Origin of the sequence: Thermoanaerobacter sp. CM-CNRG TB177, assembly GCF_018588165.1 — a bacterium.
GTDB classification, from domain to species: Bacteria; Bacillota; Thermoanaerobacteria; order Thermoanaerobacterales; family Thermoanaerobacteraceae; genus Thermoanaerobacter; species Thermoanaerobacter thermocopriae.
In genome coordinates, this window is sequence record NZ_JAFCAC010000071.1 from 22,273 (window position 1) to 44,198 (window position 21,926).

28 protein-coding genes are annotated in these 21,926 nt (G+C 33.4%); all 28 read left to right on the plus strand.

Going from position 1 to position 21,926, the window contains the following annotated elements; genetic code table 11:
- The first annotated feature begins 3 nt into the window (after window positions 1-3).
- The 28 genes from pilM (at window position 4) to I4N53_RS08650 (ending at window position 21,903) form a co-directional block, all read left to right on the plus strand.
- On the plus strand, window positions 4-963 hold the full coding sequence (gene pilM / locus I4N53_RS08515) for a type IV pilus assembly protein PilM (RefSeq protein WP_013150260.1): 960 nt from the start codon (window positions 4-6) through the stop codon (window positions 961-963).
- Window position 964: 1 nt separating this feature from the next.
- On the plus strand, window positions 965-1,498 hold the full coding sequence (locus I4N53_RS08520; protein WP_012995133.1) for a PilN domain-containing protein: 534 nt from the start codon (window positions 965-967) through the stop codon (window positions 1,496-1,498).
- The gene (locus I4N53_RS08525) at window positions 1,499-2,263 is read left to right on the plus strand and encodes a type 4a pilus biogenesis protein PilO (protein ID WP_214496038.1); all 765 of its coding nucleotides are present in this window, start codon (window positions 1,499-1,501) and stop codon (window positions 2,261-2,263) included.
- A 13-nt stretch (window positions 2,264-2,276) separates the two neighbouring features.
- Window positions 2,277-2,792, plus strand: a complete 516-nt coding sequence (locus I4N53_RS08530) for a shikimate kinase (RefSeq protein WP_012995135.1) — start codon at window positions 2,277-2,279, stop codon at window positions 2,790-2,792.
- Window positions 2,789-3,667: a TIM barrel protein gene (locus I4N53_RS08535; protein ID WP_012995136.1), complete on the plus strand. Its 879-nt coding sequence runs from the start codon at window positions 2,789-2,791 to the stop codon at window positions 3,665-3,667. The genes I4N53_RS08530 and I4N53_RS08535 overlap by 4 nt, the downstream gene beginning before the upstream one ends.
- Window positions 3,664-4,782 carry a glutamate 5-kinase gene (gene proB, locus I4N53_RS08540; protein ID WP_028991937.1) on the plus strand — a complete coding sequence of 373 codons (1,119 nt, stop codon included), beginning with the start codon at window positions 3,664-3,666 and terminating at the stop codon, window positions 4,780-4,782. The genes I4N53_RS08535 and proB overlap by 4 nt, the downstream gene beginning before the upstream one ends.
- Window positions 4,772-6,016: a glutamate-5-semialdehyde dehydrogenase gene (locus I4N53_RS08545; protein WP_214496039.1), complete on the plus strand. Its 1,245-nt coding sequence runs from the start codon at window positions 4,772-4,774 to the stop codon at window positions 6,014-6,016. The genes proB and I4N53_RS08545 overlap by 11 nt, the downstream gene beginning before the upstream one ends.
- A gap of 29 nt (window positions 6,017-6,045) precedes the next feature.
- On the plus strand, window positions 6,046-6,492 hold the full coding sequence (gene aroQ / locus I4N53_RS08550) for a type II 3-dehydroquinate dehydratase (RefSeq protein WP_012995139.1): 447 nt from the start codon (window positions 6,046-6,048) through the stop codon (window positions 6,490-6,492).
- A 5-nt stretch (window positions 6,493-6,497) separates the two neighbouring features.
- Window positions 6,498-7,562 (plus strand): Xaa-Pro peptidase family protein, encoded by a 1,065-nt coding sequence (locus I4N53_RS08555; protein ID WP_214496040.1) that lies wholly within the window; start codon window positions 6,498-6,500, stop codon window positions 7,560-7,562.
- A gap of 18 nt (window positions 7,563-7,580) precedes the next feature.
- Window positions 7,581-8,138 (plus strand): elongation factor P, encoded by a 558-nt coding sequence (gene efp, locus I4N53_RS08560; protein WP_009052330.1) that lies wholly within the window; start codon window positions 7,581-7,583, stop codon window positions 8,136-8,138.
- A gap of 48 nt (window positions 8,139-8,186) precedes the next feature.
- Window positions 8,187-8,648, plus strand: coding sequence for a CD1247 N-terminal domain-containing protein (locus I4N53_RS08565; protein ID WP_003868440.1), 462 nt, complete (start codon window positions 8,187-8,189; stop codon window positions 8,646-8,648).
- A 96-nt stretch (window positions 8,649-8,744) separates the two neighbouring features.
- Window positions 8,745-9,743 (plus strand): stage III sporulation protein AA, encoded by a 999-nt coding sequence (gene spoIIIAA / locus I4N53_RS08570; RefSeq protein WP_214496041.1) that lies wholly within the window; start codon window positions 8,745-8,747, stop codon window positions 9,741-9,743.
- Entirely contained in the window at window positions 9,740-10,252 is a 513-nt protein-coding gene (gene spoIIIAB / locus I4N53_RS08575; RefSeq protein ID WP_003868789.1) for a stage III sporulation protein SpoIIIAB, read from the plus strand. The genes spoIIIAA and spoIIIAB overlap by 4 nt, the downstream gene beginning before the upstream one ends.
- Window positions 10,253-10,264: 12 nt before the next feature.
- Entirely contained in the window at window positions 10,265-10,462 is a 198-nt protein-coding gene (spoIIIAC, locus tag I4N53_RS08580; RefSeq protein WP_003868788.1) for a stage III sporulation protein AC, read from the plus strand.
- 8 nt (window positions 10,463-10,470) lie between these two features.
- Window positions 10,471-10,857: a stage III sporulation protein AD gene (gene spoIIIAD / locus I4N53_RS08585; RefSeq protein WP_003868787.1), complete on the plus strand. Its 387-nt coding sequence runs from the start codon at window positions 10,471-10,473 to the stop codon at window positions 10,855-10,857.
- 11 nt (window positions 10,858-10,868) lie between these two features.
- Window positions 10,869-12,026 (plus strand): stage III sporulation protein AE, encoded by a 1,158-nt coding sequence (gene spoIIIAE / locus I4N53_RS08590; RefSeq protein ID WP_003868786.1) that lies wholly within the window; start codon window positions 10,869-10,871, stop codon window positions 12,024-12,026.
- 8 nt (window positions 12,027-12,034) lie between these two features.
- Entirely contained in the window at window positions 12,035-12,601 is a 567-nt protein-coding gene (gene spoIIIAF, locus I4N53_RS08595; protein ID WP_003868785.1) for a stage III sporulation protein AF, read from the plus strand.
- A gap of 19 nt (window positions 12,602-12,620) precedes the next feature.
- Window positions 12,621-13,202 carry a stage III sporulation protein AG gene (spoIIIAG, locus tag I4N53_RS08600; RefSeq protein ID WP_003869836.1) on the plus strand — a complete coding sequence of 194 codons (582 nt, stop codon included), beginning with the start codon at window positions 12,621-12,623 and terminating at the stop codon, window positions 13,200-13,202.
- Between the two features lie 18 nt (window positions 13,203-13,220).
- Window positions 13,221-13,766 (plus strand): SpoIIIAH-like family protein, encoded by a 546-nt coding sequence (locus tag I4N53_RS08605; protein ID WP_214496042.1) that lies wholly within the window; start codon window positions 13,221-13,223, stop codon window positions 13,764-13,766.
- 98 nt (window positions 13,767-13,864) lie between these two features.
- Complete coding sequence (locus I4N53_RS08610) at window positions 13,865-14,272, plus strand: Asp23/Gls24 family envelope stress response protein (RefSeq protein ID WP_214496043.1); 408 nt, start codon at window positions 13,865-13,867, stop codon at window positions 14,270-14,272.
- A gap of 81 nt (window positions 14,273-14,353) precedes the next feature.
- Window positions 14,354-14,776 (plus strand): transcription antitermination factor NusB, encoded by a 423-nt coding sequence (gene nusB / locus I4N53_RS08615; RefSeq protein ID WP_012995152.1) that lies wholly within the window; start codon window positions 14,354-14,356, stop codon window positions 14,774-14,776.
- Window positions 14,766-15,599, plus strand: coding sequence for a bifunctional 5,10-methylenetetrahydrofolate dehydrogenase/5,10-methenyltetrahydrofolate cyclohydrolase (locus I4N53_RS08620; protein WP_028991929.1), 834 nt, complete (start codon window positions 14,766-14,768; stop codon window positions 15,597-15,599). The genes nusB and I4N53_RS08620 overlap by 11 nt, the downstream gene beginning before the upstream one ends.
- Window positions 15,580-16,800 carry an exodeoxyribonuclease VII large subunit gene (gene xseA, locus I4N53_RS08625; RefSeq protein ID WP_214496044.1) on the plus strand — a complete coding sequence of 407 codons (1,221 nt, stop codon included), beginning with the start codon at window positions 15,580-15,582 and terminating at the stop codon, window positions 16,798-16,800. The genes I4N53_RS08620 and xseA overlap by 20 nt, the downstream gene beginning before the upstream one ends.
- Window positions 16,778-17,005: an exodeoxyribonuclease VII small subunit gene (xseB, locus tag I4N53_RS08630; protein ID WP_013150272.1), complete on the plus strand. Its 228-nt coding sequence runs from the start codon at window positions 16,778-16,780 to the stop codon at window positions 17,003-17,005. The genes xseA and xseB overlap by 23 nt, the downstream gene beginning before the upstream one ends.
- Complete coding sequence (locus I4N53_RS08635) at window positions 16,998-17,882, plus strand: polyprenyl synthetase family protein (RefSeq protein ID WP_013150273.1); 885 nt, start codon at window positions 16,998-17,000, stop codon at window positions 17,880-17,882. Before xseB ends, I4N53_RS08635 begins: the two co-directional genes overlap by 8 nt.
- Window positions 17,883-18,639: 757 nt before the next feature.
- Window positions 18,640-19,227: a hypothetical protein gene (locus tag I4N53_RS08640; protein ID WP_012995157.1), complete on the plus strand. Its 588-nt coding sequence runs from the start codon at window positions 18,640-18,642 to the stop codon at window positions 19,225-19,227.
- A gap of 10 nt (window positions 19,228-19,237) precedes the next feature.
- Complete coding sequence (dxs, locus tag I4N53_RS08645; protein WP_214496045.1) at window positions 19,238-21,100, plus strand: 1-deoxy-D-xylulose-5-phosphate synthase; 1,863 nt, start codon at window positions 19,238-19,240, stop codon at window positions 21,098-21,100.
- Window positions 21,101-21,102: 2 nt separating this feature from the next.
- Window positions 21,103-21,903 carry a TlyA family RNA methyltransferase gene (locus I4N53_RS08650; protein ID WP_013150275.1) on the plus strand — a complete coding sequence of 267 codons (801 nt, stop codon included), beginning with the start codon at window positions 21,103-21,105 and terminating at the stop codon, window positions 21,901-21,903.
- The last annotated feature ends 23 nt before the right edge of the window (window positions 21,904-21,926 follow it).

The window sequence follows — 21,926 nt, forward strand, 5'->3', positions numbered from 1 at the left end:
AAAATGCTTGGAATTGAAATAGGGAATTTTAATACAAAATTATTAATTGTAGAAAAAAACAATAAATTTTTTGGTAAAAGGTTAATGATAAATACGCCTTCTAATGTGATAACTAATGGTAAAATTATGGATATAAATTCATTGGCAGATGCAATTAATGAGACTTTGAAAAGGAATAATGCCAAAGAAAAGCAAGTGTGTTTTACTATTTCCAGCTCAAATAATATAGTAAGGGATTTAGAATTGCCACTAATGAAAGAAGAGGAAGTCGAAAAGGCCTTATACTATGAGATTGAGCAATACATTCCTGACACTGAAAATTATGTAATAGATTATAGATATTTACCTAATATTGCGGAAAAAGACAAAACGATTAGAGTACTGATTGCCTCTTCTCCCAAAGATATAATAGAAAAATACGTCAAATTAGCAGAAATGTTAAAGTTAAAATTAGAAGCCATTGATATTTACAGCAATTCAATTTATAAAGCTTGTAAAAAGGTGAATTTAGCTGAGGGAATAGTGTCAGTTGTAGATATAGGGGCAGTTGTTACCAACGTGATGGTGATTGATAACGGAAATTACATTTTTAGTAGGAACATAGAGTTTGGTGGAAATAAAATTACACAAATAATTGCAAATGCCTTTAATATAGATTTTCAAGCAGCAGAAGAATATAAAAGGGCAAAAAAAATTATTGGAGAAGAAAGCTATAAAGACATAGAAGAAACTATACTCTTCTCCTTTTCGGAAGTGTTTCAACAGTTAAGCAGGGTATTTGACTTTTATTATGCTACATATCATAAAAATATACAAAAGATTATCATGATAGGCGGTACTTCTAAACTTTTGGGCTTGAGAGAATACGTGGAAAATTATTTTAGGATACCTACTTTTGTGCCAGAAACAGAAGATTATTTGTACTTTTTACCTGTTTATGGATGCCTTTTAAGGGGGGAGTAGATTGAAGGATATAAACCTCATACCAGCTGAACTAAAAGAACAAAAAATGCGAAGAAAAAAGCAATTATCCCACCTTTTTTTTGTATTTGCTTTAATTACCATTATTTTTGCCTTAATAGCCTTTCCAATGGTGTATATCAATGAATTGTATCAAGATTTAAAATACGTAAATAATGAATTAGGCAAGTTTAAAGACATTTCACAGTTGCAGCAAAATGTAAAAGATTTATCTCTTTACATAGATAAGAAGAAAAGCATAATTAAAAAATTACAAAGCCAGAAACTGGATGCAGTAAATATGTTAGAGAATTTAGCCTTAAATATACCTGAGAAAGTCTCTATTGACGTTTTGAAGTATGAAAATAATATTTTAGAAATAGATGGAGAAGCATTTTCAGAATCTGATATTGCAGCTTTTATGCTTAATCTTAGAGGTCTAAATTATGTAGAAGACGTGAAAATAGAATCTATAGATTTGACTGATAGAGGCCTTTTAAAATATATTTTGCATGTAAAAATCAAGGTGGTATCGTAGATGAAGCTTACCAAGAGAGAAAGAGTATTAATTTATTTTGCTATTGTACTTGGATTTTTAGCACTTTATTATCAATATTATTTAGCTCCCAAAATTTTAGAAATGCAAAATTTATCAGTTGAATTAAAAAGTAAAAAACAAATTTTAGAACAAGTAGCTGCTTTAAACAATAAAAGTTTAAAAGAAGGTTTAGAAAAGCAACAAACTCAACTAAAGGAATTAAGCATGATTTTACCAGAGGAGAGGGATATAGAAATTTTTCTTTTTAATTTACAACAAATGGTCAATGATACAGGTGTAAAGACAAAAAGCTTAGCTTTTGGAAACCCAGATCAACCTCAAGATGAAACTAATAATAGAAAAAAAGAAGATTTTGTAACAATACCTGTAAATATTACTGTTTCAGGTAATTACGATGAGATTATAGCTTTTCTGAAAGAAATACAAAATTCTAAGAGACTTTGTAACATTCAAAGTTTCTATATTGAAAAAGATACAAATCAGAAAAATCTTCTTTTGACTCTTCAAGTTTTTATTTATTCAATGAAAGACAGTGGTGGTGCTTCAATACCGATAGATTTTTCAAAAGGCAAAAATGACCCTTTTAAGCCTTTATATGATAATACCACAAGTGAGCAATCGAATAATGTAGGGCAACCTTCCAATCCTCAAATTCCACAAAATCTTCAGAATATAGACATAAATAAAATAATAACTGATACTGTAGAAAAAGTTTTGAAAGAAAAAATACCTTCATTGCCTTAGGGAGGAAATTTCAATGAAAAATATTGTTTTAACAGGTTTCATGGCTACTGGCAAAACTACTGTTGGCAAAAAAGTAGCTACCACTATGTCTTTTGGTTTTACAGATACAGATAAAATGATTGAAAAAATGGCAAATATGACTGTTTTAGATATTTTTGAAAAATATGGAGAAGAATATTTTAGAAAATTAGAAAAAATGGCAGTTAAAAAAGCAGCCCGATTAAAAAATTTTGTCATAGCTACGGGGGGAGGAGTTGTATTAAACCCTTCAAATGTTGTACAATTAAGAAAAAATGGTATAGTTATTTGCCTTAAAGCAAGGCCAGAAATTATAATGAGAAATATAGGAAAGAATAAAGAGAGGCCTCTTCTTATGGTGGATAATCCAGAAGAGAAAATAAGACAGCTTCTAAAAGAAAGAGAGCATTTTTATAGGTTTGCCGACTACACTATTGATGTCTCTGATATGACTATAGATGAAGTAGCAGATGAGGTTATAAAAGCTTACATTAGACTTAAGAAAGGATGAGGGGATTGACAATAAAATTTGGACCTTCTGGGAATTCTGATAGGTTCTACAAAGAAGGGCATAAGTCTTCTCTAGAGATGCCTGAATGGCTCCATAACATGGGACTTGATGCGTATGAATATTCTTTTTCAAGGGGAGTAAAAATTAGCGAAAAAATGGCTAAAGAGCTGAAAGAAAGAGCAGAAAAGTTTAATATAACTATTACTGTTCATGCTCCTTATTACATAAACTTAGCTACTACGGATAAAACCAAAATGGAGAATTCCAAAAGATATTTAATAGATAGTTTAATTGCAGGAAAATGGATGGGGGCTAAAAGGGTAACTTTTCATCCTGGTTCGGGAACAGAAGGGGGGAGAAAAGAGGCTTTAGAAAGAGCAAAAAAACTTTTAAAGGAAATTTTAAAAGAGATGGAGGATAAAGAACTCACCGATGTAACCATATGTCCAGAGACAATGGGAAAGAAAAACCAATTGGGTACTTTAGAGGAAGTAATGGAACTTTGCAATGTGGATGAAAGAATTATTCCAACAATAGATTTTGCCCATTTACATGCCAGAGACAGGGGAAGATTCAAGACTATAGATGATTATGCTGAAGTTTTAGACGTTATTGAAAAATATTTGGGAAAAGAAAGGTTAAAAAGAATACACGTCCATTTTAGTAGAATTGAATATACAGATCAGGGAGAAAAAAGGCATTGGACACTAGCTGACACTCAATACGGGCCAGAATTTGAGCCTTTGGCACAGCTTTTCTATGAAAGAAAGATGCAGCCCATTGTTATATGTGAATCGAGAGGAACTATGGCAGAAGATGCTTTAAAACTTAAAAAGATATATTTAAATGTTGCCAAAAGGATGTCGGAAATATGAGAATTGTAGTAAAAGTTGGCACAAGCACTTTGACTTATGAAAATGGTAAATTGAATTTAGAAATAATGGAAAAGTTAGTAAGACAAATCGCTAATTTATTAAATAGGGGAGAAAATGTAATATTAGTAACCTCTGGAGCAATTGGGGCAGGTATGGGAAAATTAAATTTAAAGGAAAAACCTAAAACCATTCCAGAAAAACAATCTTTAGCGGCTATAGGGCAAGGGCTTTTAATCGAAATTTATGAAAAGTTTTTTAATGAATATGGAAAAATTACCGCGCAAGTTCTTTTGACTAAGGAAGATTTTAGCGACAGAAAAAGATATTTGAATGTCAGTTATACCTTGTCAAACCTACTAAGATGGGGCGTTGTGCCAATAATAAATGAAAATGATACAGTAACTGCTGAGGAAATTAAAATTGGAGATAACGACACTTTAGCGGCGTTGCTTGCTAGTTTAGTTGAGGCTGACCTTTTAATAATTTTAACTGACATCGATGGGCTTTATGATAAAGACCCACGAATTTACAAAGATGCAAAAATTATAGAAGTCGTAGAAGAGTTTTCAGAGGAATTGTTTAAAATTGCTGGTAGTGCTGGGACAAAAAGAGGGACGGGGGGGATGTATACAAAAATTCAAGCAGCGAAAATATGTTGGAATTCAGGAGTTAAGATGATTATAGCGAACGGGAAAATTGACAATGTATTAAACCGGATAACAAATGGCGAGAAAATTGGTACTACATTTTTGCCTATGAAAAAGCCAATAAGTAGCAGGAAAGTTTGGATTGCTTTTAATGCGAAAGTGAGTGGGAGACTTTTTATTGATGAAGGCGCAGCGAAAGCAATTGTAAAGCATGGGAAAAGCCTATTGCCAAGTGGAGTTGTAAAGACTGAAGGAGATTATGATGTAGGAGACTGTGTTGTAGTGTTTGACCATCAAGAAAAAGAAATTGCCAGAGGACTTATTAATTATTCTTCAGAAGAAGTTGAAAAAATAAAAGGCTGTAAAACTTATAATATAGAAAAAATACTAGGTTATAAGTATTATGATGAAGTAATCCATAGAGATAATCTTGTAATACTTGCAAGAGGTGAGAAGTATGGAAGTTGAAGTGAAGGCGAAGCAGGCAAAAGCTGCGGCTAGAAAAATGGCTGTTGTGGATGAAAATACAAAAAATTTGGCTTTGAATCACATGGCAGATGCTTTAATAAAAGATATAGGAAAGATACTCGAAGCTAATAAAAAGGATGTTTTAGAGGCTGAAAAGAGGAATATAAAAGCTTCTCTTATAGATAGATTAAAACTTGATGAAAAAAGAATTGAAGCTATGGCAAAAGGATTAAGAGAAATTTCTACTTTTCCTGCTCCCGTGGGCAGTATAGAAAAGATGTGGAAGAGACCAAATGGACTTCAAATTGGCAAAATGAGAGTGCCAATTGGGGTAATAGGGATAATTTATGAATCTCGACCAAATGTGACGGCTGATGCGGCAGGCCTTTGCTTGAAATCGGGGAATGCGGTAATTTTAAGGGGAGGAAGTGACGCGATCAATTCCAACATAGCAATTTCTTCTATTCTTGCCAAGGCTGCTTACGAAGCTGGAATTCCTGAAGGGGCAATACAACTTATAGAGAATACTGATAGAGAGGAAGTAAACCGCATGATGAAGTTAAATGGTTTAATTGACCTCATTATTCCTCGAGGGGGAGCCAATCTCATAAAAAATGTCATTGAAAATTCTACAGTTCCTGTGATAGAGACAGGAGTAGGCAATTGCCATATTTTTGTAGATGAAACAGCTAAGTTTAATATGGCGAAAGACATCATTGTGAATGCAAAAGTTCAAAGGCCAGGGGTATGTAATGCAGTAGAGACAGTTTTGGTTCACAAATCTATTGCAAAAGAATTTTTACCTTTAATGGTAGAAGAATTGACCTCTTTGGGAGTAGAAATAAGAGGATGTCAAATTACAAAACAAATATGTCCTCAAGTTAAAGAAGCTACAGATAAGGATTGGGAAACAGAATACTTAGACCTTATGCTGGCTGTAAAAGTTGTGGATAGCATAGATGAAGCTTTAGACCATATTTCAAAGTATTCCACGGGTCATTCTGAAGCCATTATTACAGAAAATTATGAAAATGCTATGATGTTTTTAAAGTCTGTAGATTCGGCTGCTGTGTATGTAAATGCTTCTACTCGCTTTACAGATGGAGGAGAATTTGGTTTCGGGGCAGAAATAGGAATAAGCACACAAAAAATGCACGCGAGAGGGCCAATGGGACTTGAGGAGCTTACTACCTATAAGTATGTAATTTTAGGTAGTGGACAAATTAGGGAATAAGATATATTATAGTAAAGTGAGGTGAGATTATGAAAAGAGTATTGATAATTCATGGCCCTAATGTAAATTTGACAGGAAAAAGAGAAAAAGAGATCTATGGAGATATAAATTACGAAGAAATAAATAATATGATAAAAAGAGAGGCTGCGAAATTAGATATTGCTGTAAAGATTCAGCAATCTAATAGTGAAGGAGAAATAATTAACCTCATTCATTCTGCAGAAAACAATTTCGACGCTATAATTATAAATCCTGCAGCTTATACTCATTACAGTTTAGCAATTATGGATGCTATTGCAGCAGTATCAGTTCCAGTGATAGAAGTTCATATTTCAAATATCTTTGGAAGGGAGGAATACAGGAAGACTTCGGTTACTGCTTCTAAATGTAAAGGTGTGATAACAGGGTTTGGACCTTATAGTTATGTCCTTGCTCTCAATGCAGTTAAGTATTTAGAGGATCCAATTGGGGGGTAAAAATTTTGAATAAAAGACTGCAAAATTTAAAAGAGTTGATGAGAAAGAAAAACATAGAAGCTTTTGTTATATACAAACCTGTTAATGTTACATATATCACAGGTTTTACTGGAGATGACAGTGTAGCTTTTGTTACTCATGATAGAGCTATTTTTATTACAGATGGAAGATATACTGAACAAGCAGTGAAGGAAGTCAAAAATTTTGAAGTTATAGAACATAAAAATGGCATAAAAGAAGTTTTAAAAGAATATATTAAAACATTAGGGATAAAAAAATTAGCCTTTGAAGAAAGTATTTCTTATGGACAGTATAGGGAATTAAAAGAGTTTTTAGAGATTGAGCTAATACCACAGGCTAATTTGGTAGAGACTTTGAGAATGGTAAAAGATGAGGAAGAAATAGAAAACATAAAAAAAGCACAAAATATTACTGATAAGGCTTTTGAGTATTTGTTAAATTTCATTAAAGTAGGAATGACAGAAAAAGAAGTAGCATTAGAATTAGAGTATTTTATGAAGAAACAAGGAGCAGAAGACCTATCTTTTGATACGATTGTAGCATCAGGTAAAAGGTCCTCTCTCCCTCATGGAAAAGCCTCTGAAAAAGTGATAGAAAAAGGTGATTTTGTCACAATAGATTTTGGATGTAAAGTAAATGGTTATTGTTCTGATATGACAAGAACGATAGTGATGGGAAAAGCTAATGAAAAGCAAAAAGAGATATATAACATAGTTTTAGAAGCACAGCAAAAAGCGATAGCTAATTTAAAGGCAGGACTTACCTCAAAAGAGGCGGATTTGTTAGCAAGGTTTGTCATTGAAGAAAAAGGTTATGGTAAGTATTTTAGTCACTCTTTAGGACATGGAGTAGGGCTTGAAGTTCATGAGGCGCCAAGCTTGTCTTTCAAAAAAGAAGAAATTTTAAAAGAAGGAGCAATTGTTACTGTAGAACCAGGTATATATATTCCCGATTTTGGTGGCGTAAGAATCGAAGATATGGTATTATTAAAAGAAGATGGTGTTATAAATTTAACTAAATCATCGAAATATTTAATTGAATTAAACTAAAGCGATGGAGGGATTTTTTTGATAGCAGCAGGTGATTTCAGAAAAGGAGTAACTATTGAGGTTGACGGACAGGTTTTTACAGTTGTGGATTTTATGCATGTTAAGCCAGGAAAAGGTGCAGCTTTCGTGAGGACAAAACTTAAAAATGTGATGACAGGGGCTGTAATAGAGAAAACTTTCAGCCCAACAGAAAAGTTTGAGGAAGCAGTTATAGAAAGAAGAGAAATGCAGTATTTGTACAATGATGGAGAACTTTATTATTTTATGGACACAGAAACTTATGAGCAAATTCCTTTAAATTATGATAAAGTTGAGGACGCAATTAAATACATAAAGGAAAATATGGTTGTTACAGTAAAGTTCTATAAAGGCGAAGCCTTTTCTGTTGAGCCTCCTACTTTTGTTGAGCTGGAAGTTGTAGAAACAGAGCCTGGATTTAGAGGAGATACTGCAACGGGTGGTTCCAAACCGGCAACTGTAGAAACTGGTGCTGTCATCCAAGTCCCATTGTTTATAAACGTTGGAGACAAAATAAGAATTGACACTCGAACCGGAGAATATTTAGAGAGGGTATAAACGCAGCAATTTGTCAAATACTATTTTGTAAAGGAGGGTATGTGGAATATGGAATACTTAAATGAAAGGGTTTCCTACTTAAGAGGGTTAGCAGACGGCTTAGGGATAGATGACAGCACAAAAGAAGGTAAAATAATTTTGGCAATTTTAGATACTTTAGAGGATTTTGCAGATGCTATAAATGAGCTGGAAGCTTCCCATTCCGAATTAGATGATTATGTGGGAGAAATAGATGAAGACCTTTCTGAAATTGAAAACCACATATATGGCGATGAGGACTATGAGGATGAGGATGACGACTATGACTATGATTATGACGATGATGAGGAATATGAGGATGAAGACGAGGATTATGAAGAGTATGTAGAGGTAGAATGTCCTAATTGCCATATGTTGATGAGTGTGGAAGAAGAACTTCTAGAAGATGAAGATGCTGAGTTGGTATGTCCTCATTGCAATGAAACCCTAAAAGTAAAAAATTTGAAAATTGTAGATGATGATGAAGATTAATAAAAAAAAGCCCACTAACTAAAAGTTAGTGGGCTTTTTTTTATTCATAAATATTTAGCCTTATAAATATAATTTTACAAGGGGAGGGACAGGTATATGAACACAAGAAAAAATTTTGAGGAAGTACTTTATGCTCTTCCTCCGTCAGTAAGAGAGGTAATTACAAAAATTCCTGATGACCTGTTGCAAGAAGTAGAAGAAATACGTCTTAGAGTAAATAGACCTCTCACAGTTTATTTAAAAAATGAAGAAAAGTTTGTGTCAAAAGAAGGGACTATTTCTTTTTCACCTTCTTTGGCCTATATTGTTACTTCTGAAGATTGTGAAAAAGCTCTTCAATTAATATCTAAATCTTCTCTTTATGCTTTTGAAGAAGAAATAAGAAATGGATATATTACTTTAAAAGGTGGTTACAGAGTAGGTATAGTTGGAAAATGTGTGTTAGAAAATGGTTATATAAAGACTTTAAAGAATATTTCTGGATACAATTATCGAATATCAAAAGAGATAATAGGAGTGGCAGAGGAAATATTAAAATATTTAATTACTCCTTCTAACGGTGTACATAACATTTTAATAATATCACCTCCTCAATGTGGCAAAACAACTCTCTTAAGAGATATTACAAGATGGATAAGTAATGGAATAGATTTTTTGGGATTTAAAGGTAAAAAAGTAGGCGCAGTAGATGAGAGGTCAGAAATTGCCGGCTGTTACAATGGTATACCTCAAATGGATGTGGGACTTAGGACTGATGTGTTAGATGGATGTCCTAAGGCTTATGGCATGATAATGCTTATAAGGTCTATGTCTCCAGAAGTAGTAGTGACAGATGAGATAGGTAAAAAAGAGGATATAGAAGCGATTCATGAAGTGCTGAATACTGGTGTTAAGATTATAACTACAGTTCATGCAAATGACATTGAAGACCTTATGAAAAAACCTGTTTTAAAAGACGTTATTTCTTTAAGATATTTTGAACGTTATGTAATTTTAAGCAATCGTTTAGGGGCAGGTACAGTAGAAAAAATATTAGATGAGAATTTTAATACTTTGTTTAAAGGGCCATATAGGAGAGGAAGGACTGAAAAATGAAATTACTTGGAATAGTTTTAGTTATTTTTTCTACCAGTAGTTTAGGGTATTTGTTTGCTTTGAAATATAAAATGAGGCATTGGATACTTAAAAGCATGATATCTTCATTAAATCTTTTTAAAATAGAAATCACATATTCAAAAGCTCCTTTAGGAGAAATACTCATGGCAATTTCTCGCTCTTCAGATAAAAGTGTAAAATTTGTTTTTTCTAAGACAGGAATGATATTATCACAAAATGAGGGTTATACTGCAGGAGAAGCTTGGGAGATAGCTTTAAAGGAATGGGACAATGGCTATCTTAAAAAAGAAGATATAGAAATTTTGAGGTCTTTTGGGTTTGGACTTGGCAATTCTGACGTATACAATCAAGAAAAAAATTTTGATTTAGCCATTGAGCTTTTAAAAAGGCAACTTAGTAACGCAGAAGAAGAGAGTAAAAAGAACGAAAAGCTGTACAAAAATATTGGAGTTTTAGCAGGACTGGCGATAATCATATTGTTTTTATAGAGGAGGATTATAATGAACATAGATATAATTTTTAAAATTGCGGCAATTGGCATTCTGGTAACAGTATTAAATCAAGTATTAATCCGTTCAGGGCGAGAAGAACAAGCAATGATGGTGACACTGGCAGGAATAGTAGTGGTTTTGATGATGGTGATAAATATGATAAACAATTTGTTTAATGCAGTAAAAACAATATTTCAACTTTATTAGGTGATAGAATGGAAATATTTCAAATTGTTATTTTAGGAATAGTGGTTTTGATTATTTTGACAGTTCTAAAAGAAACAAATCCTGAAATGGCAATAATTTTAAGTTTGGTAGCCGGAGTCATCATCTTTATGATGATTCTTCCAAAACTCAGCGCAATTGTAGAAGTCTTGAATACTCTTGCTAGAAAAAGTGGACTTGACAATATTTATTTTATGACAACTTTAAAAATCATTGGTATAGCTTATATAACGGAATTTGGAGTTCAGCTATGTCTCGACGCAAATGAGAAAAATTTGGCTTCCAAAATAGAGATAGCAGGAAAGGTAATCATAATTTTTTTATCAATACCTATAATTGTTGCATTAATGGAAACAATTCTTTCAATAATGCCGTGAGGTGTAAAAGATTGAAAAAGGTACTTTTTATAATTCTAATGATTATGACTTTATTAACAACTGCCAAAGCGGATACAGGACAACAAGATATAGAAAACCAATTGAAAGACATTGATACTTATCAGATTGACCGCTTTGTAAAAGAAGCTAATCAAAAAAATGGCAATATACTTCCTTACGTTGATATAAAGACTTATATAGGAGATGTGATATCAGGAAAACAATCTTTTGATATAAAGGAAATTTTTAAAAATTTACTAAAATTGTTTTTTAAAGAGTTATATTCCTCTGTAAGACTTTTAACACAACTTTTAATTTTGGCTGTAATTGGCGGCATATTAATGAATTTACACGGTTCCTTTGAAAATGAAAATATAAGTGAGATTGCTTTTTTAGCGGTTTATATAGTTTTTATCGTAATAGCGGTTAAAAGCTTCACAGAAGCTTTAGGAATTGGCAAAGAGGCAATTGACAGCATGGTTAATTTTATGCAATCGATGCTACCTGTACTTATAACTTTACTTGTTTCAGTAGGTGCTTTTACCTCTGCAGCGTTTTTTCACCCTGTTGTCATTGTGACAGTTGAGTTTATAGCCCATCTAATGAGGGATTTTATATTGCCTATTATTTTACTTATGACAGCTGTAAAAATTGTAGGAAATATTTCTGAAAAGTTTAGCTTGAATAAAATGGGGGATTTTTTAAAGACTTTGTCTACAGCTTCTATTTCAATTTTATTAAGTATTTTTTTAGGAGTAGTAACTATACAAGGTTTATCTTCTTCAATGGCAGATGGGGTAATATCGAGAACGGCGAAGTATACAGTTGGTGCTTTTTTGCCATTGGTAGGAGGGCTTTTATCTGATAGTGTCGATGCAGTTATAGGGGCATCATTATTGATAAAAGGAGCAGTAGGCACTTATGGGCTTATAGCAATTGTGATAATTTCTGCAGTACCTTTAATAAAGCTTTTTTCTCTCATAATCATTTATCGCTTTGCAGCAGCAGTGATTGAACCAATCTCAGACAAAAGGATAGTAAATTGCCTTTCAGATGTGGCAACTTCTTTAACTTATGTTTTTGGAGTATTGGCTTCTGTTACTGTGATGATGTTCTTTACAATAACAGCTATTATAGGGACAGCTAATATTGCCACTATGCTAAGGTAGGTGAAACAATGGAGTTTTTAAAAGACTGGATAACACAGATAATTTATATTGCAATCCTTTCGATAGTTTTAGAACTTTTAGTTCCTTCCTCCAGTTTAAAAAAATATGCTAAAGTTGCGATAGGGTTTGTAATCATGATTACTATCTTAAATCCCTTGATAAATTTTTTAAAAGGAGGAGCAAATATAGAAGCCTACGTATTTAAAAATGATTACTTTTTAAAAAACATAAATATGGAGCAAATCTCAAAAGAAGCAGAAAAGCAGAGGGATAATTTAATTGTGGCAGAATATAAAAAAAGGCTGATTGAACAGATTAAAGAAAAGCTTTTAAATCTGTATGAAATTGAGGGAGTGGGAGTAGATGTTTCTTTTATAGAAGACCTAAATGACAAAGAGTTTGGAAAAATTAAAGAAATAACTTTATCTTTTAGAAATGCTAGAACGGTTTCTCAAGATTCAGAAAAAATAGCAAAACCGACAGAAGATAAAAAATTTAACTATGAAGAGATTAAAAAAACAATAAGTGCATTCTATAATGTACCTTTAAAGAATATAACTATAAAAGAGGAATAAATTGAAGGGAGGTACTTGAGTGGATTTTGATAAACTTAAAGATAAACTTTTAAAAGATAATAAAAAGTTGGTTGAGAATTTGACTGTTATCTTTTTAATAGGTTTAATTTTGTTAATAGGTGCGAGTGCTCTTTCAAAACCTCGCCCTTCAAATAACAACGATAACAAAGAATTGGTATTAGCTCAAAAAGAAAGTAGTAGTGAAGATTATGCTCAAAAATTAGAAAAGGATTTAAAAAATATATTGTCAAAAATTGAAGGGGTGGGAAATGTTGAGGTCCTCATAACACTAAATTCAGATGAAGAGGTAGTAGCGGCAATGGATGTAGTAGAATCCAGTACTACTACAAATGAAAAAGATAGTAGTGGAGGAATACGAGAAACCATTCAAACAGAATCAAACAACAGAGTAGTTACCTCTCAAGATACCTCTGGGCAAAATGCTCCTATTGTATTAAAAAGAATAATGCCAGAAATAAGGGGAGTGATTGTAGTTGCTGATGGAGCAAAAGATCCAAGATTAAGATACGAACTTTCTTCGGCAGTTCAAACTGCTTTAGGGATTCCTGCCTATAAAGTAAAGGTAATATCTTCAAAATAAGAGTGGGGAGGAGTTTTTATGGTCTATATGAGAAAAAAGCTTATAGCGATTATATCCCTTGTCTTGCTAATTGCTATTGCTTTTGTTTTAAACTATGGGTATACCAGTAAGAAAGAGGAAGCCGCTAAAAATGAATACAGCCAGAATCTGGATTCTATTCAAACAAGTACTTCTTCTGCAAAGGAAACTAGTACAGAAAAAGATAAACTTTTTACTGGAATATTTACTACTTATAGAGAAGAAAGAGAAATAAATAGAAGCAGAAGTATTGATGCTTTAAAGGAAATAGTAGAAAATAAAAATACCAGCGAAACTACAAGAGAGGAGGCTCAAAAACAAATAATAAAACTTACAGAAATAACAAACCAAGAATTGATAATAGAAAATTTGATAAAAGCTAAAGGATTTCAAGATGCAGTTGTGATGATAGACAACGGTGTAGTAAATGTAATTGTTCAGGCTGATGAACTGTCAGAGGAAGAAGTAGCTCAAATTGTAGATATTGTCTCCCGACAGACAGGAGTTTCATTAGATAATATAAAAATCATGACAAGACTGGAATAAGAAAACTTAATTGTTTTTGAGTCTACAATTATGATATAATTTATTTTGACAAATATCTGTTTTCTCTAAAAATTTATGTATTTAAGGGGGTGAAATTTATGGAAGAAAATATAAATACCAATGAAAATCAAGAGTTAGGAACTATTAAAATCTCTGAAGAAGTAGTTAGTATCATTGCAGGCTTGGCGGCAACGGAAGTACCTGGAGTGGCTGGAATGAGTGGGGGAGTTGTAAACGGTATTTCTGAAATGTTGGGAAGAAAGAATTTGGGTAAAGGCGTAAAAGTAGAAGTAGGAGAAAAAGAAGTGTCAATAGATTTGTACTTAATTGTGGATTATGGTGTTAGAATTCCTGAAGTAGCTTGGAATGTGCAAGAAAATGTCAAAAATGCTGTAGAAAATATGACAGGATTAAAAGTTGTTGAGGTCAATATTCATGTTCAAGGGGTAAATATGGATAAAGAAAATAAAAAACAAAATGAGCAAGTTAAAGAAGATTTAAACTAACCCTCTGCTTTACAGAGGGTTAGTTTAGATAGAGTTATGGTACAATATATGCAAGAGGTAAAATTCAAGGAGTTGGGAATAATGAACAGAACAGAAGCCAGAGAATGGGTTGTAAAAATGCTTTATCAATACGATATTTCAAGGTTTCCTATAAGCAAAATATTTGACAATTTTTATAAAGAAAAAGATCCTGGTGACCAAAAAGAATACATAGAAAATACCGTTAAAGGAGCTATTGAACACTTAGAGGAAATTGATAAAGAAATAGAAAAATACTCTCAAAATTGGGCTCTTAACCGTATGCCTAGAATAGATTTGGCTATTTTAAGATGCAGCATTTATGAAATGATATATGGAAATATTCCTGTAAATATTTCCATAAATGAAGCTGTAGAAATAGCCAAGAAATACAGTACAGAAGATTCTCATGTGTTTATAAACGGCTTGCTGGGAGCCTTTGTAAGGGATAAAGGATTGGAAGTGGGTGAATCGAATGATAATTGATGGTAAGGAAATTTCTAAAAAGATAAGGGAAGAGGTAAAAAGAGAGATAAGGGAGTTTGGCTATAAGCCTAGATTAGCAATTTTGATGGCTGGAAATGATGAGTCTTCAAAAGTTTATGCAAACTCTAAAGTTAAAGCTTGTAAAAATGTGGGGATTGAAGCAGAAATTTATTATTTTTCGGAAAACGAAGAATCTAAGTTTTTTGACATCTTAAAATTTTTAAATGAAGATAAAAACACTCATGGTATAATGATAGAAATGCCTCTTCCCAAAAGTTTTAATGCCGAATTAGTCTACGATACTATAAACCCTTATAAAGACGTGGATGGCATATCTAATTACAACATGGGAAAGTTATTTGCCGGAAAACCTCTTTTTATACCTTGTACTCCTAAAGCAATTTTATATATACTGGAAAGCATTAATACTCAATTTGTGGGAAAACATGCTGTTGTAGTAGGAAGAAGCAATATTTTAGGGAAACCAGTAGCTAAGCTTTTATTAGACAAAAATTGTACGGTTACTGTGTGCCATTCAAAAACAAAAGACTTGGCTTATTATACTAGGCAGGCGGATATTTTAGTACTAGCGGCTGGTAAGATGAAGTTGGTGAAGGAAGATATGGTTAAAGAAGGAGCAATACTTATAGATGCGGGTATAAACGTTTACCAAAATAATATATATGGAGATGCAGATTTTGAAAAGGTAAAAGATAGATGCTCTTCTATAACACCGGTACCAGGTGGAGTTGGACCAGTTACTACTGCAATGATACTCAAAAACACTTTGGAGGCCTTTAAATATGCAATTGAAGGCGCTTGAAGTCAGAGAAATTACAGATTATATCAAAAAAATGATGGACAATGATATAATTTTAAGAAATGTACGGGTTAGAGGAGAAATTTCTAATTTAAAATACCACAGCACAGGAATATATTTCACTTTGAAAGACGAAATAGCCTCATTAAAATGTGTGATGTTTAACGAATATGGAAAGCTTTTAAATTTTACTTTGCAAGATGGTATGTCAGTGATTGTGACAGGTAGAATAACTGTATATGAGAAAAATGGAACTTATCAACTGTATGCTCAAAGTATACGATCTGATGGAATTGGGGCTTTATATTTTGCTTTTAATAAACTTAAAGAGAAACTGCAAAAAGAAGGACTTTTTGATTCTGACAAAAAGAAGCCTATTCCTAAACATCCTAAAAAGATTGCTGTGGTGACTTCTCCAACAGGGGCTGTAATACGAGATATAATAACAATTTCTAAAAGGAGAAATCCCACAATAGATATTTTAGTAGTTCCTGTTTTAGTACAAGGAATCTCAGCTGCCGATGAGATATGCAATGCTCTTCGAATTTTGAACAAAAGGAAAGACATTGATGTGATTATTTTAGCAAGAGGTGGAGGATCCTTAGAGGAAATTTGGCCTTTCAATGAAGAAAAAGTGGCAAGATGCATTTATGCATCTCGTATACCAGTTGTTTCTGCAGTAGGACACGAGACAGACTTTACTATTTCTGATTTTGTGGCAGATTTAAGAGCTCCTACTCCTTCTGCTGCTGCAGAAATTGTAGTGCCAGATATAAAGGTTTACCAAAGAGAGATATTTTTATTAAAAACAAGGCTTATAACATTAATGATGGCAGAGTTAAAACGTAAGAAGAAAGAGTTGGAGAGCCTTAGAAGGGCTCTTTACTTTAACAGTCCTATTAAGAGAAATGAAGTTTTAAAGCATAAAATCGAAAGTTTAAAAAGCTCTTTGTGCAAGGAAATGCTTTCTATATATAATAGGAAGAAAAACGATTTTTTGATTTTGACAGAAAAATTAAATTCTTTAAGTCCATTAAACGTGCTTACAAGAGGCTATACAGTTATTTTAGACAAGCAAGAAAAAGTTATTTCTTCTGTGAAAGACATAATACCTTATGAGGAAGTAAAAATTTTATTTAAAGACGGTAATGCTAAAGCAATTATACAAGAGGTGAAAGAAGATGCAAGAGGAGCTGAGTTTTGAGGAAGAGATGACAAAATTAGAAGAAATTTTAAATAAATTAGAAAAGGGAAATTTATTATTAGAAGAATCTTTTAACTTGTTTAAAGAAGGCATTGAAATTTCCAAGAGATTAGAAAAGAAATTAAGAGAGGTTGAAGGAAAAATAACTCTTCTTATAAACGAAAGCGAGGAAATTGATTTTAAAGAGGAGGAAAAGGATGTTTAAAGAGCAACTAAAAGAAAAACAACAGCTTATTGAAAAAGAATTACACAGGATATTAGAAGTGGAAGAAAACCCACAAATAATCTACGAGGCCATGAAATATAGTGTATTTGCTGGTGGAAAAAGGTTAAGACCAGTATTATGCCTTTCTTCTTGTGAACTTTTTGAAGGAGACATAAAAAAAGCCCTTCCTGTAGCTTGTGCAATAGAGCTCATTCACACTTATTCCCTTATACACGATGACCTTCCAGCTATGGATAACGACGATTTGAGAAGGGGAAAGCCTACAAATCACAAGGTTTACGGTGAAGCTATAGCAATACTGGCAGGAGATGGACTTTTAAATTTGGCCTTTGAAGTCCTAATAAGGCATGCTTTAGAAAATCCCCATGATTATCAAAGGATTTTAAAAGCTACAGATGAAATTGCGCGAGCCTCAGGTTGCAAAGGAATGATTGGTGGACAAGTGGTGGATATACTTTCACAGAACACAAAGCTTACTTATGAAGAATTAAAATTTATGCATGAACATAAAACAGGTGCTTTGATAGAAGCATCTGTTTGTGCAGGAGCTTACATTGCTGGTGCTATAGAAGAAGATATTCATGCATTAAGAGAATATGCAAGTTTGATAGGTCTTGCTTTTCAAATAAAAGACGATATATTAGATGTAATTGGAGAAGAAGAAAAATTGGGCAAAAAGGTTGGTAGTGATAGAGAAAAAGGCAAAGTTACTTTTGTCAATATCTTTGGCTTAAAAAAATCCCAGCAAATGGTTGTAGAACTTACACAAAAGGCTATAGAGATTTTAGATAGATTTGGAGAAAAAGCACTCTTTCTTAAAGAATTGTCTAATTATTTAATTGAGAGAGTAAATTGAAGAATAAAGGAGTATTGACACTACTTTTTAAAAGGAATGAGTTTTTTGATACGTAAGGGAGTATAGTAGCCTTTTAATCACTTTATATAGGTTTGATATTGATATTTTTATTATGTTATAATTAAGATACCTTGAAGAGAAAGGCAAAGTGGTGCAGTATCCTAGTCAGAGGCGCTAATCCCGAAGACGGGCCTAAAAATCCGTCAAGGGCACATCGATGAAGTTCCTGGTGCTGGCTTTCAACGCCCAGTTGGGGGCTGGTGCTGGGAGTTAAGGAGGGGGGGCGATCCACAATGGCATGTGGGCGTTGACCCTTCCTCCGCGGAGACCCACCTGCGTGGCTCTTAAGCTATGGGGTGGGATGAACCTGTCGCGCGGCCATAAAGCTGCGGACAGTGTAGCCTGCCTTGAGTGATTCGGGTGGATATCAGTTTTAATTTAAGCAGTAATTCAATGAGCTCTTGAATTACTGCTATTGCTGATGAAACCCGAATTGCAAAAGAGGATAGGGATTAGTCCCTCTGGTGAGGAAAACTCCTAGGCTGTGCCTTGCCGGCGGCATATTGGGGATTACAGTGCGGGCTAAGTGGCAATCCAGTCTTACCTTTGGCAACAAGGTAAAAGCGGGCTTAAAGGGGAACCGCTGAACGGTGACGTTCAGTGCCTGCTTGGGAAATCCTACTGGACCTAAGCCGCAAAGTTTACTCAATATGCTACCACTTTGCCTACATATACCATAGGAGGTTCTTTTTTTATTATGAAAAACAAAAGCATAAATATGGATTATAAATGGATTTTACATATATCTATTATAACCTTTTTTCTTGCTACCATATTAAATTTTTTTTCTGATGTTGCATTGAAAGAAAGCAATCTCATTGTAGCCTTTTGCGTTCTTGGTTTTATAGTGTTAATTGGTATAATTTTTGATGTAATAGGTACAGCAGTGATTTCAGGCAGAGAAGAACCCTTTCATGCAATGGCAGCTAAAAAAGTATTTGGGGCAAAGGAAGGCATAAAACTTCTCAGAAATGCTAATATAGTAGCTAATTTTTGCAATGACGTTGTGGGAGATATTTCCGGGATTGTATCTGGGGCTGCTCTGATGGCGATAATTGTAAAATTTACTTTTGAGGGAGCTAAAGGCTCTATTTATACTGCAATTTTAGGAGGTCTATTATCTGCCATTACCATTGGAGGAAAGGCTGTGGGGAAGAACATAGGTATAGCTAAAAGTCAGTCTATCGTGTATGGAGTTGCTGTGATGCTGGCGTGGATTGAAAAAAAAACAGGTATAAAGATTTTGCCAGATTTTAAGAATAATAAAAGGAAGAAAAGAAAGTGAGGGTCTTTAAATGCTTGAACAAATTGATAGCCCTTATGATCTAAAAAAATTAGACAAGAAGGATTTTCTCCTGCTTTGCAGAGAAATACGCCAATTTTTAATAGAAAAGGTGTCTAAAACGGGGGGCCACTTAGCATCAAACCTTGGAATTGTTGAACTTACTATTGCACTTCATTATGTTTTTGATTCTCCGGTTGACAAAATAATTTGGGATGTTGGACACCAATGCTACGTACATAAAATGCTTACGGGAAGGAAAGACCAATTTGATACTTTGAGAAAATTCAATGGCCTTTCTGGCTTTACTAAAAGGGCAGAAAGCGTGCACGATGTATTTGGAGCTGGTCACAGCAGTACCTCTATATCTGCAGCATTAGGTATAGCCAAGGCAAGAGATTTGAAGGGTGAAAAATACTCTGTAGTAGCAGTAATTGGGGATGGAGCTTTAACTGGTGGTATGGCTCTTGAGGCATTAAACGATGCAGGAAGGTCTGAGACAAATTTGATTGTTGTATTAAATCACAATGAAATGTCGATTTCTGAAAACGTGGGCAGTTTATCTTTGTATTTAAGCAAGCTAAGAACAGATCCTACTTATAATAAATTAAAACAAGAAGTTGATAATTTACTCAATATTGTGCCTCCAATTGGGAAAAGTCTGCATAAATACATCGAAAAGATAAAAGATTCTGTAAAACAGTTAGTAGTGCCGGGAATGTTTTTTGAAGAGATGGGTTTTACATATTTAGGACCTATTGACGGACATGATGTTGGAGGCCTTATAGAGGTTTTAGAAAGAGCAAAAAGAATGAAAGGACCTATTTTAATACATGTTGTTACCAAAAAAGGTAAGGGATACAAATTTGCAGAAAAATTTCCAGAGAAATTCCATTCTGCAGCTCCTTTTGACATACAAACGGGGAAGTTTGTAAATGAGGAACAGGAGACTTATTCTGACGTATTTGGAAAGACTCTCACTGAAATGGCATTAAAAGATGACGAAATTGTTGCAATAACTGCTGCCATGCCAGAAGGAACAGGACTTACTCATTTTGCAAAATTAATACCTGAAAGATTTTTTGACGTTGGAATAGCAGAGCAACACGCTACTACCTTTGCAGCAGGAATGGCAGTGCAGGGATATAAGCCTTACTTTGCAGTGTATTCTACTTTTTTGCAAAGGGCTTATGACCAGATTATCCACGATGTATGTATACAAAAATTGCCTGTTGTTTTTGCAATTGACAGAGCAGGGATTGTAGGGGAAGATGGAGAAACCCATCAAGGAGTTTTTGATTTATCTTATTTAAGGCCAATTCCTAATATAGCGATTATGTCTCCAAAAGACGCAAATGAATTGGTTGAAATGATTAAATTATCAAGAAATCTTGACTTTCCTGTTGCTATAAGGTATCCAAGAGGAAAAGCAGGAAAATTTGATATTACAAGAGAATGCAGTATAGAGTTTGGAAAGGCAGAATTGGTTTGTGAAGGAAAAGAGATAGCGATTTTTGCATTAGGAAGAATGGTAGAAAAGGCATTAAAGGCGAAAGAAATTTTAAAAGCCTCTGATTTGCAACCATTTATTGTTAATTTGAGATTTGTCAAACCTTTAGATGAAGAGCTAATTTTGGATATTTCAAACAAAGTTAAATTTATTGTTACAGTGGAAGACAATGTAATAGTGGGTGGCGTTGGAAGTGCTATACTAGAGCTTTTGAATTCTACCGGAATACATAAGCCAGTTTTACGTTTGGGATTTCCTGATAAATTTATTGAACAGGGAGATGTGGAAAGTTTGTTTAAAAAATACAATTTGGATGCCGAGTCTATCGCAAATACTATACTACAAAAATATAAGGAAATGAGGTAAATATGGCGTCAAAAAAAGAAAGATTGGATGTTTTACTAGTTCAAAAAGGTTTTTTCTCTTCAAGAGAAAAAGCAAAAGCTTCTATTATGGCAGGAGAAGTATATGTTGATGGCAAGAAAATTGAAAAAGCTGGAGAGTTTGTCAACATAGATTCTTCAATCGAGGTAAAAACTAACTCTTTACCTTATGTAAGTAGGGGTGGACTAAAGTTACAAAAAGCGATAGAAACTTTTAATATTGATGTGACTGGGAAGATTGCCTTAGACATTGGAGCTTCTACAGGAGGTTTTACTGACTGCCTTTTGAAACATGGTGCTATAAGAGTATATGCTGTAGATGTAGGATACGGGCAATTGGATTGGAGTTTAAGAAATGACCCTCGGGTTATAAATATGGAAAAGACTAATATAAGATTTTTAAAGACATTGCCTGAAATAGTGGATATAATCACAATAGACGTCTCCTTTATTTCCCTTGAACTTGTAATACCTTCTGCAGATAAATTTTTAAAATCAGAGGGAGACTTGATAGCTTTAATAAAGCCGCAATTTGAAGCGGGGAGAGAAAAAGTAGGCAAAAAAGGAGTTGTAAAAGATCCCGCTGTTCATAAAGAAGTGATTGAAAAAATTGTGACCTTGTTTCAAAAATATAATTACGGTATAATAGGCATTACCTATTCTCCTATAAAGGGTGCAGAAGGCAATATAGAATATTTAATTTGCGGTAAAAAAGAAATTAAAAATCAATTCAACTTTGACATTGCGAAAATTATAGAAGAGGCTTTTAAAACTTTGAACAAATAAAATATTTAGCAGGAAAATTTGTT